Raw genomic sequence first — 13,048 nt, forward strand, 5'->3', positions numbered from 1 at the left:
ACGGGCGGGACGCCCATCCCACAATCTTGTGGAAGTTATTTAATTCTCATTCCTAGAGTCGCTAATGCCCGGTCTTGATTTAGAGCAGGAATACTCACGACCAAACATGGTCTAACTTTCGCAGTATAACCTAGATCGACTAACCAGATTTCACCACGCTCTGGACTATTCATATACGGATTCTTCCTCATCTAGCTCTAGAAAAAGTCCCTCAGCATTGAGAACTAAATCGTCATCAGATAGGGGCGGGAAGTCTAAATAAACAGTCCGTTTCAAAATTTCCAATACCAAATCTAACCGCTCTGAGTCTGTTAATCGCTCAAAGGTATTCAAAAGTTCTTCTACTAAAATAGTCATAGCTTTTTCCCTAGACTTGCTTATAGCATAGCACAGGTTTTAAGTAGACCAACCTCAAAAAACATAACAGCCAGCTCCCCGCAGCACTTTAAGGCTGCGGGGTTCTAACATCGATCGCGCTTTCCACTAAAGTAGTAAACAGTGCCCGATCTAAGTTTTTCCTAAATATCGTGTCTATATTTTCTGAAGTTCCGACTGTGTGGCTGCAAATTTCCCTCGTGGGAGTCTGGCTGGGCTTGATTTTACTGGTAGCTGAAGGGTTAAATCGCTTTACTTCTGTCGATCCTGAAGTATCGCGGAAGGTGGTGCACATGGGTAGTGGAAATGTGATTTTGCTGGCGTGGTGGCTGGAAATACCCGGTTGGGTGGGGATTTCGGCGGGAATTTTAGCAGGTGCGATCGCCCTAATTTCTTACCAAGTTCCGATTTTGCCCAGTCTTAACAGTATCAACCGCAAGAGTTTGGGGACTTTTTTCTATGCTGTTAGTATCAGCGTTCTCGTGGCTTGGTTTTGGCCGCTGCAACATCAGGAGTACGCTGCTTTGGGCATTTTAGTCATGACTTGGGGCGACGGATTGGCTGCTGTCATCGGCCAGAAATACGGCAAACATATTTATCGAGTTGGGGGAATTCAGAAGAGTTGGGAAGGTTCTGCAACTATGTATTTGGTGAGTTTTGCTGTTAGCAGTTTGATTTTGCTGGCGGTTCAAGGCAATATTTGGCAAACTTGGGCTGTGTCTGCTGTTGTAGCTTTAGTTGCTGCTACTTTGGAGTCGGTTTCCAAGCTGGGAATTGACAATCTCACTGTACCGATCGGCAGTGGGGCGATCGCCTTTTTCCTAAATCAATTTTTGATGATTGGTAATGTGTAATCTGAACTTCCCCCCACGGGCGGCGTTGCTGGGGACAGGTAGGAATTCAAGATTTCGCAATTGCTATAAAGCAAGTATGGTGAGTTTTGTAACTTCCATTCAAAGGTAATTCATACCGTGAATCAGCAACGCCAATTATCAATTGTCTAAGTTCCGTTAAAGCAGCCGACGTGCTTGTAAAATTTGTTGTTGCCATTGCTCGAAAGCGGGGATTTTTGAGCGATCGTCTGTGGGAAACATCGCCCTTATTTGCTCCATCAGCTCGATCGCCAGCGGTACGCCAAGCTGCAATTGTTCCAACACATCCCGCTGAGCAAAAACGCTTTCCGGTGTTCCTTCTAAAATCAATTTTCCTCGATCCATTACAAACACCCAATCAGCCCAGCGGTAGATGAAATCGAGGTCGTGACTTGCTAAAAGGATTGTGGTTCCAGCGCTGTGAATTTGTTGGAGTAAACCGATCAGTTGTCGGGTGTGACGCGGATCGAGATAGGCGGTAGGTTCATCTAGCAGCAGAAGTTTGGGCTCCAGAACCATGATATCGGCGATGGAAACCCGCTTTTTCTGGCCCAAACTGAGATTGTGAATTGGTTCGCGGGCGAGTTCGCTTAGATCGAATTGCTCGATCGCCTGCTGCACCTGTTGAGCAATTTCGGATTCTCTCAAGCCTAAATTGTACAATCCATAGGAAATATCTTCTTCTACCGTCGAAGCTACTAATTGATGTTCGGGATTTTGAAAGACGAGTCCGATTTGTTGGCGCAGTTGCATCAAAGATTTGCGATCGTAGCGAAAGGGTTCACCTTCCCAGCGAATGATTCCCTGTTGCGGTTGATATAAGCCATTTGCTAACAGAAAAAAGGTTGTTTTGCCACAGCCATTTTGACCGATCAGCCCGCAGCGTTTCCCAGCGGGGACTTTGAGATTTAAACCCTGAATTGCCACTCGCGAACCGCAGGGATAGGAGTAGGAAGTGCGATCGAATTCTAGAATTGGGCATTGGGCATTGGGCATTGGGCATTGGGCATTGGGCATTGGTTATTGGTTATTGGTTATTTGTTATTGGTTATATCAATTCCGGTTGCACTTTTTATGATATGTCGGACACGGGAGTGCCGTTTCCCTACCGGGATTAATTGTAGGGACATGGCACTGCCGTGTCCTGACTGTGGGTAACATTAATTCCGATGCTACCGGATTTGATATTATTTATTATTTTTTAGAGCGTAGTCGGTGGATTACCATAATAAAATTGGTTCGTAGTAAGGACTTTAGTCCTGATTAAGAAAGGACTCTTCATCCTCACTACAAACTTATGAGGGTTAGTTTGTATCAGCGTTTATCTGGTTCTAGTAGCTGCCAAAGTTGCATTTCATAACAGAGATGTTGCTCAAAAAGTTGGCCTGCCTCCAATCCTTCAACCACCAGCTTCTTGAACCAGCGACGAAATATCCAGCGCAGGAATTTGTGGACTGGCGGAACTGTGATCGCAATTAAATCTGCAACATAGAGCATTGTATTCAGTCCATATCTGCGGAAAGTATCGACATACAAATCGATTGTTGGCAAAATATGGGCGGAAATATCCTCACTTTTTACTAAAGTGAATCCAGCCTGCTTTAATGCTGCATGAAGTTCCGTAACAACATGACAATTAGAGAACATTCCCTCTTTATAATTAGCATCAGATCGCAGCATATCAGCCAGCAAAACATAACCGCCGGGATTGAGGATGTTGGCGGCACCGTTAGCAATATCAACAGCCGACATATACTGGCTACTTTCGCTAAAGAGAATAAGATCGTAGAAATGGGTTGCTTTGAAGTCTTCAAACCTCGTGAGGTGGAAGATTGCCCGATCGCCCGTACACTTAAGAAAGCGCTGTTGTTGGAACGGATCGGGTGCGAGCCCTTCGACTGCAAAACCTCGATCGAGCAAATAAGCCGCATTTCCGCCAATCCCGCAACCCACATCGAGTATCGTATGAGTGCCTTTGGGGATCGCATCTAACAGTTTTACAGTATAAGCTTGCTGAGCGAGGCGCAATCGTGCGATCGTTAGTTCGTCAGCGGGCACAGGTAGAGTTTCCCAATAGCCATAGTGAAGGTAGGGCGAATCTGTCAGGCCCAAATAGTAATTAAGCGCTGCATTTTGGTAGCGAGTTACCTTGGAAATTTCGATTGATTTTGGCTGCGGCATTCGGAAAATTTAGTAAGTTTTAGGATTTCGGGCAGAGTTGAAATTCTTCCCAGCGCTTGCATACTTGTTCATAGCACTCAACAGGAGAAATTGCCAAGTTTTGCAACAAATTGATATCAATCTGACCGTTGGCGATCGACAAAAATATAATTGCTGTCTTGGGTTCGTAGCTATCAATGATAGAGAGCAGATTTGAAACAGTGTTCTCCTCTATTTCTAGTTGTTGCAAATAAACGGTTGCCTCCAAGTCGGAAATAAATTGCAGATCGTACTTGATAGTATCTACGCTCCAATTCACAGAACCGTTAATGGGAGTATTGATTTTGCACGCAACCAAGCCTCGTCCTTGATGCAAAAAGCCATTCCAAGCAGTATGTCCGATCTGCAAAATATTCTGGTGAATAAACAAGTTTTGCCAGTAGCCAAAACTACCCTGCCAAACACTATCTTCGATTCGCATTTCTTTTCCATTAAAATAAGATACGCTTCCGAACCCAGAGCGAATTATATCAGCGTTCATCTGTGTTTATCTGCTGATATCTGCGGTTAAAAAAACCCAATCCCATAATAAAAAAAATAATAAACTCACCATCATCCATACCTCGCAGATGAAAAACATGATTGTAAACAAATCGGCGGGCATCCTGACTCAGAGATGCAATGATCTCATTACAGTTGCGGGACAGCGCCGGATTCGCACCGAACTTTCCCCCTTACGTCTGATGGCTGTTCTCCATCAGAGCCGATCGATATACGGGGATATTACCACTATTTGGGAGATTTGACAAAAAAGCGTCCGCCTATTCACCAAACTCAATATTTTCATACAAATCGGTCAGCGAAATTTCCACAGCAACAGATGTTAAACTCAGCCGATCGCCCATACAGCTATATTCCGAAAAAATCCACTTATTCGCATCAGTTTTAGAATATTGCTCGACCTGTAGCCGATATTGATCGATCAATAAATATTCCTGAAAACTAGGAATACTGCGATAGGCAGCAAACTTTTCATCGCGGTCATAAGCTTTGGTACCTTTAGACAGCACCTCAGCAATTAGCAGCGGATTGGTAATTGTATCCGTCCGTCCAGATTGCAGCTCGATCGGGCGCGCTACCACCATCACATCCGGGTAAGTATAATTATTAAGCTGCGGAACCCAAAGCCGCTGATCCGAACTAAAAGTCCGATATGGTTTCCCTTTTAACGCCAGTTTCAGCGCAACAACTAAATTAGTGGTAATTTCATTGTGATCCGGTGTGCCGCCAGCCATCAGAACAATCTCCCCATTGATAAATTCATGCCGATCCTGAGAATTGATTTCCAATTCTAGATATTCCTCAGCGGTGTAGGTTTTGGTTTCAACTTGCGCGATCATACACAACGCTCTCCTTTAATCTACTCATTTCATTTTATCTTAAAAATTTGGCTAATTCAACAGAAAAGTAGATTTTAATCATGCTAAGAAACAGGCAAGATGCCTGTTCCACAAAGAGGGAATTTTTTTGTAGGGCGTGAGTTTGGCATCAAGAACAGGCAAGATGCCTGTTCCACAAAGATTGAATTTTCTTGTGGGGAGTAGGGGTTGGGCCGAAGAGCCCGCCCGCGCGATCGCACTTAACAAACTTACCGCAGCGGGACAAAGTTATAGCCAGTGCTTCCTCCTTGTTTAACTTGCACTAAAATCGGCTTACCAGCCCGATCGCCCGTGGGCAAAAACTTCACATCCTCGCTTGATCCTGCTGTCGAAAAACTCGCATTTCTGAGTGCTTGTTGCAATCCTTCCCGCGTATTGCTTTGCCGCAAGCCAGCGATCACAGCTTGAGTCGCGTCAAAACTCGTTGCTGTTCGCCAATTCACAATGCCTCCCCAACGCTGGCGGGCATTTTCTGGGAAACGGCTACCGGGATTAGTTTCAGGATGCCAGGGAACGGGCAAAACAAGCCCGTCAACGTCTTTTTGTCCGTCTTTTAAAGTTTGAAAGGTGTAGAGCGTAGTGCTGCCGTAGAGTGGCAATTTGCCTCGATTGCTGCGAGCCAGAGAAATCGCACGGTCAATGCGATCGATGTGGGGCGCTACCATCAATCCTTGTGCACCTTTGCTGACAGCATCGGCGATCGCACTTTCGGGATTAAAAGAGGGTAACGAAAAGTCGCAAACAGTAGGAACTAATTTGCCTCCAGCAGCAGTAATATCTGCCACAAATTCATCTTTAAATGATATGTTATCCGGTGCTTGGGAGTCATAACAAATGGCAATATTAGTTTTGCCGGCTGTTTTAACTGCATATTCTGCTAATGGAGCAGCCATTAAGCTAATATTGGGTACTGTGCGAAAGATGTAGCTGCCAAATCCTGATAGATTATTGGCAAAGCTCGTCGGTGTCACCATTACCAGTTTTTCTTGCTGATAGATCGGAGCAGCTTCGAGAGATGCGTTGCTAGCATTGTGTCCAATTACTGCCAGTATACTCGAATCTTTTGTCAATGTCCTTGCAACTTCTCTGACCACTTCTGGACTATTGTCATCGTTGACAATTTCTACTTGCAGTTTTGCGCCATTGATGCCACCGCTAGTATTGATTTCATCCTGAGCTTGGGCAACACCCCGGAGGATTTCTTGGGCAACATTGGGGTTGCTACCAATGGGGACGCTGACAGCAATTTTCAAGGAAGAACCATTGCTTGCTGTGGCATTATTCAAATAGATAAGGGTTTCCGGGTCGTTGCGATTTTGTTGCAGCGATTTCTCAAAAGATTCGCCTGCCGCTTGGTAATTTCCCTCAGAAAAAGCTTGAACTCCTGCTTGTTTGTCAGGTGTTGTTTGGGATGTCACCAATATCTGATTTCCTAAACTGATGCGATTGGCGATCGCTCCCGATGCGATCGTTGCCGGTGTAGATGTAGATGTAGGTGTATTTGCAGTTTTCGCTTTCAATAAACCGGGAATAAACTTGTATGCGCCCAACCCAATTAAGCCGAGGGCAACAATAAAAACAATGGGCGGGGGGCTGTTTTTTTTGTTAGTATCTTGATACATGATTTTTTCTCTTTATTTTGATACTGTCATTATTCATTCAATTACTGTTCACGTCAATTCATATAATTCATTAATTAAGTTCATAAAAGTCATATTTGTAATAGCTGTTGCAGGAAGTGCGATCGCCCTTATTCAAATCCGACCCGCTAAACTAACGAGAATACGAGAATTATCAACAATATTTCTGGACGCGCGGGTGCTCAGAAACCGGGTTTTTTGCGAGAATACTTGGTTACAACCCGCAGATTCTGTAAAAACCCGGTTTCTTTGATTGTGATGCGTAACTCCCGTTGATATTAACCACCGCCACCGCCACCACCACCACCGCCACCACCGCCACCACCACCGCCACCACCGCCGCCACCGCCACCACCGCCACCATCATTGCTAATGATAATGATTGGAATTACTTCTTCGTACTCGTTATGGTAGGAGCAGTTTCCACAGTTGCAGGTAACTCGCTGCTTTCCTGAAGTGCGAGTAGTTGCACGAATCAAAACTTGATAAGTCCGTTTGAGATTAAGCGTTTTACACTCAGGGCAGCGTCGATTATTGATTGCTTTCTTGATTTCTTGGTAAATAATGACGCTGAAAATCCACACAAAGAGAAGAATCATCAACGGAAAAAACCCTAAGGCTACAAACAATACCAAACCAACTAGCAAAAAACCGATTACACCCATTATGTTGTTTATGAAAGAGCCTTCCCCTCCTTGGTTTCCAGTTTGTTGCCAACCAGCTTGAGGTACATTTAAAATCGCCTGTGGAAATGCAATCTGCACTTCTAATTCTTGTTCGGGTGGAATAGGCTGACTTGCCACAAACTCAAATGTTTTAGGATCTACTTGACGCGGAACTGCGGCTGTACCAAAATTCGTAAACGATACAACTTTCCCTGACAAAGCTTCTGGTAATTTCACCGTAACTTTTCCGCTATTAATCGGCGCTTTGCGACCTGCTGCAATGGCTTTCCAATAAACTAGAGTATTCTCACCATCTAGTTGCAATCCGCCTACCACGCGATATTTGATGACAAAAGTATGTGATTCGGGCGCTTTTAATTGATGTTGCCAACGAATCCAAAGTTCATTGTTTTCAATCCCCGTGCTACTCGGAATTATTTGATTATTTTCTTGAACGATGACATCTTTAATTTCATCGACCTTACCTAAAGGAATATAGCGATATCGTTCAGTGTTGTAGTCGGCTGTAAACACATATTTTTGGCTTTCTGTAACTAACATATCTCCGTTCGTCTGAACGTCGATTGTGACGTTGATGTTATCCCAGTAGAACGGTAGTTGTTGGGCGACTGCATGAGTCACTGTTACCAACAATAGGCTTAATGAAGCCATTAACAAAAAAAGTATTTTTTTTATGACTCGTTTATTTATCATAGGATTTCCACAAGATAAGTGTTGACTACAATTATTCAACAGGTTTCTTTTGAAGTCAATTCATTAAAGTCATTAATTATATTCATAAAAGTCATATTTGGAATAGGATTGTGCATGAAGTGCGATCGTTTCATCTCAAAATGAGTGACTAAAATTTCCATCCAATATTTAAAAGCGATCGTACAATCTGTAAAAAAGTGCGATCGCCCTTATTCAAATCCGGCCCGCTAAACTAACGAGAATAGGAGAATTATCAACAATATTTCTGGACGCGCGGGCGATCGGAAACCGGGTTTTTTGCCAGAATACTTCGTTACAGCCCACAGATTCAGTAAAAACCGGGTTTCTTTGCTTGTGATGCGTCCAGGGCCGTTGATATTAACCGCCATCACCACCACCACCGCCATCACCACCACCGCCATCACCACCACCGCCATCACCGCCATCACCACCCCAACCACCACCACCACCCCAACTACCACCACCGATACTACCGCCACTGCCACCGCCACCGCCATTAATCATGAATATAGTAATGATTATTCCAAATATCCAAAGCATTGGAGAAGGAAGCGTGGGTTTTGTCAAAGAGCTTTGTCCCGAAGTAGATTGAGATTGCTTACCACTTTGTTGCCAACCAGCTTGAGGTACATTTAAAATCGCCTGTGGAAATGCAATCTGCACTTCTAATTCTTGTTCCGGTGGAATAGCCTGACTTGCCACAAAATCAAAAGTTTTAGGATCTATTTGACGACGAACTGCTGCTGTACCAAAATTTATAAACGAGAGAACTTTGCCTGACAAAGCATTGGGTAATTTCACCGTAACTTTTCCAGTATTAATCGGCGCTTTTCGACCCGCTGCAATAGCTTTCCAATAAACTAGAGTATTCTCACCATCTAGCTGCAATCCGCCTACCACGCGATATTTGATGACAAAAGTATGTGATTCTGGCGCTTTTAATCGATGTTGCCAACGAATCCAAAGTTCATTGTTTTCAATCCCCGTGCTACTCGGAATTATTTGATTATTTTCGTGAACGGTCACATCTTTAATTTCATCGACCTTATCTAAAGGAATATAGCGATATCGTTCAGTGTTGTAGTCGGCGGTAAACACATATTTTTGCGTTTCTGTAACTAACATATCTCCGTTAGTCTGAACGTCGATTAGAACGTTAATATTCTCCCAGTAGAACGGTACTTGTTGGGCGGATGAATGAGTTACTGTTACTAACAATAGGCTTAATGAAGCCATTAACAAAAAAAATATTTTTTTGAGGATTCGTTTATTTATCATAGGATTTCCACAAGATAAGTGTTGACTACAATTATTCAACACTTATCTTGTGGAGTCAATTCATTAAATTCATTAATTATGTTCATAAAAGTCATATTTTCCGTCCGGTAGTCCGGCAGGGAATGAATTCCCTGCCTCAAAGCTAAAGTCCTCTGAAGAGGACTGATGAGTTCTTGAGTCCTCTTCAGAGGACTTTAGCTATTAGACAGGGGTTTCAACCCCTGGCGGACTCACGGGATGACTAACGGACTTGGCCGGCTGACAGCTTAAGTTGACACCTATGGGCACTGCCGTCTCCTAATTTCTTTTCAACTTTGAAATACCGCGCTTAACAAAGTTAAAACCGTGCAACCAAACACGGCTTCCAATGTATATCTTCGTGAAGGTTTGTAAGGGTAAGAATTCCAAACGCGCAGTTCTCCATTAAAGCCGCGCGACGCTAAACTCAACGAAACTTGACGGTAATTTTCCAAAGTTCGCTGAAGCAATTGCCCGATTAAAATGCTTAAACTGTTCATTCCCAGTTTCCAAGTGCGGTAGCCACAGCGAGAGTTTTGGGCTATCCAAAGTTCATCGGCGATCGCCAATAAGCTAAAAATAAACCGATACATTAGTAATAGCAGTTCTGTGACTAACTCTGGACAGCGTAATTGTCTGAGAATCTGCAAGATTTCTGTAAATGGCACCGTCAAGAGGATGAAGTACATACAGCTTGTCGATGCGAAGGCGCGGGCAAATAGCAAGCTCACTTGGTATATCCCCGTGCGGCTCACATACAGATAAAAAGTGCCGATGCTAATCCCCCAACCTTGCCAAATATCCCACTGAATTTCCTGGATACGATCGCCCGCAACCGCACCCATCGCCAAAGCAGGCAAACTTGTCAGCAAAAACATCAACGGTAGCGACAACAACCGCAAATACAGTTTCCCCGGAATACCCGCATAGACGACGATCCAGACGGCCAACCACAGGCCGATCGACAATTGGACGATCGCCCCAGAAACTAGAGACAGAATTAAAAGGGCGATCGCAAAGGATAACTTGTGGATTGGCGGCAACCCCCGCAAGCGATTGGTATAAGCCAGACTATCAATCTGATGGTTCATTCCGACGATTTATGATCAGACTGCTGCCGAGATTGCGATCGGCCTTTATACAACCCAATGACGTACCCAACTACGCCAGCCCCCATCGCCGCTTGAGACGCAAACAATAGACTGGAAATTTCGCTGCTAGCCGGCTCAAACAAGTGATTGAACCAAGGTTTATAACCCGGTTGAATTTCAGTAATTGCTTTCTTAGCTTGGTCATCGGCACCGCCATATTCACCCCGCACAAAAACGAGAGGAAACGCTGCCAGAACAATCACAGCGCCAGCCAACAGCCAATTTTGTCGCGAAGTAGATTGGTGATTTTTTGTAGTTTTTTGACTCACGGCTTATGACTCCTGTCTCAATAATTTCAAAGTTTCCAACTCCGGCTTCCCGTAAGAATGCAGCCAATTCCAAACCAATAGAGTCAGCAATCCTTCACTAATAGCTAGGGGTACTTGAGTGATAGCAAAGATGCCAGCAAACTTGAGAAACGAAGCCATAAAACCGCCACTTGCTGCCGGAAAAGCTAATGCTAATTGAATCGAAGTCGTTACATAAGTCAGCAAATCTGCCAAAGCCGCCGCACAAAAAAATGCCGCCCGCTGGCTACCCGTTCGCAACAGCAATTGATAGATAAAATAGGCAGCGAAAGGCCCGACAATCGCCATCGAAAACATATTCGCTCCCAGCGTTGTCAAGCCACCATGCGCTAACAGTAACGTTTGAAACAACAAAACTAAAGCCCCCAGTACCGCCATCACCGAAGGGCCGAACAATATTGCGCCCAAACCTGTACCCGTCGGGTGAGAACAACTGCCCGTTACCGAGGGAATTTTTAAAGCAGAAAGCACAAAAGTAAACGCACCCGCTAAAGCAAGCAATAGTTTAAGTTCCGGGTGTTCTTTTGTAATGCGAGTAATCGATCGCAAACCTACTGCAAAAAAAGGCAACGCCACAATCCACCAAAACGCAGCCCATTGCATCGGCAAAAAACCTTCCGAAATGTGCATAGCTGCGGCGGGCGTTGCCGAACCCAGGACAATATAACAACTCAAGCCAGCCATCAATCCCAAGCTGACCAATTTCCGATTTCTGGTCTTCACGCTGAACCTCGCAGATGAGACTATTTGACACTCCGGGCGCCTTCAGGCGCGAGGATTCTTGGATAAATCAGTCGATTTGCTCCTTGATGCTGCCATCAAAGAGTAGAGATCGTTCTGTCCCCCAGCGTTAATTCCGGTGTGCCCCACCGTATTTAAATTGAAACTAATTCCTGCTTCCTTCAACCCTTTCGCCAAAATGTTTTTTGCGGCGTTATGGTCGCGATCTAACACCGTCCCACAACCACAAATATGGGTTCTCGTTGACAGGGTTTTCTTAACAGCATTGCCACAAGTTGAACAATTTTGTGAGGTGTACTGAGGTGCTACAGAAATTATAGTTTTACCGTACACTTTCCCAAAATATTCCAACCATTGAGCAAACTGTGACCACGCCGCGTCGCTAATTGATTTAGCAAGCTTGTGATTTTTGACCATGTTCATCACCTGAAGGTTTTCGTAAGCCACAAAATCGCTAGATTTTATCGCGCACAACGCCGTCTTTATGGCGAAGTCTTTACGCTGCCTGCTGACCTTCAGGTGTTTTCTTCCTAACTTATTAATCGCTTTTTTCCGATTGCTAGAACCTTTCTTTTTTCGAGTAACTCGTTTTTGCAATCTTTTCAAAGCTTTTTCGCTTTTACGGAGATACCGAGGATTAGGAACCGTTTCGCCATTGCTATCAGTATAGAAATGGTTTAGCCCTACATCTATTCCAATGGCTTTGCCAGTTGGAATAAGTTCCTCTTTGCGTTCAACATTTATGCAAAACTGGGCGAAATATCCGTCGGCACGACGCACAACTCTAATTCGTTTAATCTCGTCGGGCGCGTAGAAATGCAAATCTCGACTACCAATTAACTTAAATTTTCCAGCAGTAAAACCGTCCTTAAATGTCAAGCATCTTTTCTCGGCCGAAAGTGACCAACCCGATTGCTTGTATTCGACAGAACGAGTGTGTTTTTTGTATTGTGGGTAGCCCTTTTTCCCTGGTGTTTTAGCTTTGCAATTAGCAAAGAAACGCTGGATAGCAAAAATGGCACGCTCCGCCGAAGCTTGACGTGCCGTCGAGTTAAGTTTGCCTGCCCATTCAAACTCCTTAGCCATAATGGCACACTGTTTGTACAGGTCAACCAGCTTAACCCCTTGATTCTCTGTCCAGTATCTAAGAGTTTTGTTTCTGACAAATTGAGCCGTCCGAATCATCTCGTCAATGATCCGATATTGCTCTGCTTTGCCTTTCAACTTGAACTCTAGTATTATCATGGCAACAGTCTATTACTTTTACAAAAACTTTTACTTGCAAAATCTGCATATTTAACAATTGTTTACACATTGCCTAAATTAAAGCCGTCCTAGAAGGACAGGGCTTTCGACCCCATTTTTCGGTAAACTAACACATCGGCGGGCATCCTGACTCAGAAAGCGACATGACTCTCATTACAGTTGCGGGACAGCGCCGGACTTGCACCGAACTTTCCCCCTTTCCTCTAACGGCTGCTCCCCATTAGAACCGACTGGTTAGACATAGTTTAGTCGATCGCGTAAATCTCAGCAAATATTTTACAAAAATTACTTCAGATTAACTAAGTCAAAATTACCTATCATCTTCTCTTCTCTTCCTTCGCGTCTTCGCGGTTCGTTCAATAAATACTATTGCCAAACAAATCAAAGGTATAATGTTAGT

15 protein-coding genes and 2 riboswitches are annotated in these 13,048 nt (G+C 44.2%); of the genes, 1 reads left to right on the forward strand and 14 read right to left on the reverse strand.

Going from position 1 to position 13,048, the window contains the following annotated elements; translation table 11 throughout:
* Window positions 1-35 precede the first annotated feature (35 nt).
* Entirely contained in the window at window positions 36-191 is a 156-nt protein-coding gene (locus QUB35_RS25805; RefSeq protein WP_333144514.1) for a type II toxin-antitoxin system PemK/MazF family toxin, read from the reverse strand.
* Window positions 166-357, reverse strand: coding sequence for a hypothetical protein (locus tag QUB35_RS25810; RefSeq protein WP_333144515.1), 192 nt, complete (start codon window positions 355-357; stop codon window positions 166-168). The genes QUB35_RS25805 and QUB35_RS25810 overlap by 26 nt, the downstream gene beginning before the upstream one ends.
* 170 nt (window positions 358-527) lie before the next feature.
* Between QUB35_RS25810 and QUB35_RS25815 the strand changes: the two genes are divergently transcribed.
* Window positions 528-1,229, forward strand: coding sequence for a diacylglycerol/polyprenol kinase family protein (locus QUB35_RS25815; protein ID WP_333144516.1), 702 nt, complete (start codon window positions 528-530; stop codon window positions 1,227-1,229).
* 156 nt (window positions 1,230-1,385) lie between these two features.
* Here QUB35_RS25815 and QUB35_RS25820 read toward each other — a convergent pair whose 3' ends face one another.
* The 12 genes from QUB35_RS25820 to QUB35_RS25875 form a co-directional block, all read right to left on the reverse strand.
* Entirely contained in the window at window positions 1,386-2,264 is an 879-nt protein-coding gene (locus tag QUB35_RS25820; RefSeq protein WP_333144517.1) for an ABC transporter ATP-binding protein, read from the reverse strand.
* 297 nt (window positions 2,265-2,561) lie between these two features.
* Window positions 2,562-3,428: a methyltransferase domain-containing protein gene (locus tag QUB35_RS25825; protein WP_333144518.1), complete on the reverse strand. Its 867-nt coding sequence runs from the start codon at window positions 3,426-3,428 to the stop codon at window positions 2,562-2,564.
* A 19-nt stretch (window positions 3,429-3,447) separates the two neighbouring features.
* A complete protein-coding gene (locus QUB35_RS25830; RefSeq protein ID WP_333144519.1) occupies window positions 3,448-3,948 on the reverse strand; it encodes a hypothetical protein in 501 nt (166 codons plus the stop codon).
* Window positions 3,949-4,045: 97 nt separating this feature from the next.
* Window positions 4,046-4,190: riboswitch (cobalamin riboswitch) on the reverse strand.
* 38 nt (window positions 4,191-4,228) lie between these two features.
* A complete protein-coding gene (locus tag QUB35_RS25835; RefSeq protein ID WP_333144520.1) occupies window positions 4,229-4,807 on the reverse strand; it encodes a Uma2 family endonuclease in 579 nt (192 codons plus the stop codon).
* A 248-nt stretch (window positions 4,808-5,055) separates the two neighbouring features.
* Window positions 5,056-6,468: an ABC transporter substrate-binding protein gene (locus QUB35_RS25840; RefSeq protein ID WP_333144521.1), complete on the reverse strand. Its 1,413-nt coding sequence runs from the start codon at window positions 6,466-6,468 to the stop codon at window positions 5,056-5,058.
* 296 nt (window positions 6,469-6,764) lie between these two features.
* Window positions 6,765-7,823: a DUF2207 domain-containing protein gene (locus QUB35_RS25845; protein WP_333144522.1), complete on the reverse strand. Its 1,059-nt coding sequence runs from the start codon at window positions 7,821-7,823 to the stop codon at window positions 6,765-6,767.
* Between the two features lie 269 nt (window positions 7,824-8,092).
* Window positions 8,093-8,311: a hypothetical protein gene (locus QUB35_RS25850; RefSeq protein ID WP_333144523.1), complete on the reverse strand. Its 219-nt coding sequence runs from the start codon at window positions 8,309-8,311 to the stop codon at window positions 8,093-8,095.
* The gene (locus tag QUB35_RS25855) at window positions 8,244-9,164 is read right to left on the reverse strand and encodes a DUF2207 domain-containing protein (RefSeq protein ID WP_333144524.1); all 921 of its coding nucleotides are present in this window, start codon (window positions 9,162-9,164) and stop codon (window positions 8,244-8,246) included. The genes QUB35_RS25850 and QUB35_RS25855 overlap by 68 nt, the downstream gene beginning before the upstream one ends.
* A gap of 308 nt (window positions 9,165-9,472) precedes the next feature.
* Window positions 9,473-10,273 carry a cobalt ECF transporter T component CbiQ gene (gene cbiQ / locus QUB35_RS25860; protein WP_333144525.1) on the reverse strand — a complete coding sequence of 267 codons (801 nt, stop codon included), beginning with the start codon at window positions 10,271-10,273 and terminating at the stop codon, window positions 9,473-9,475.
* Window positions 10,270-10,602 (reverse strand): energy-coupling factor ABC transporter substrate-binding protein, encoded by a 333-nt coding sequence (locus tag QUB35_RS25865; protein ID WP_333144526.1) that lies wholly within the window; start codon window positions 10,600-10,602, stop codon window positions 10,270-10,272. Before QUB35_RS25865 ends, cbiQ begins: the two co-directional genes overlap by 4 nt.
* 3 nt (window positions 10,603-10,605) lie before the next feature.
* Window positions 10,606-11,325 carry an energy-coupling factor ABC transporter permease gene (locus QUB35_RS25870; protein WP_333144552.1) on the reverse strand — a complete coding sequence of 240 codons (720 nt, stop codon included), beginning with the start codon at window positions 11,323-11,325 and terminating at the stop codon, window positions 10,606-10,608.
* A gap of 81 nt (window positions 11,326-11,406) precedes the next feature.
* On the reverse strand, window positions 11,407-12,627 hold the full coding sequence (locus tag QUB35_RS25875) for a transposase (RefSeq protein ID WP_333144527.1): 1,221 nt from the start codon (window positions 12,625-12,627) through the stop codon (window positions 11,407-11,409).
* Window positions 12,628-12,747: 120 nt separating this feature from the next.
* Window positions 12,748-12,894: riboswitch (cobalamin riboswitch) on the reverse strand.
* Window positions 12,895-13,048: the final 154 nt, after the last annotated feature.

Origin of the sequence: Microcoleus sp. B13-B6 (genome assembly GCF_036705405.1) — a bacterium.
Taxonomy (GTDB): domain Bacteria; phylum Cyanobacteriota; class Cyanobacteriia; order Cyanobacteriales; family Microcoleaceae; genus Microcoleus.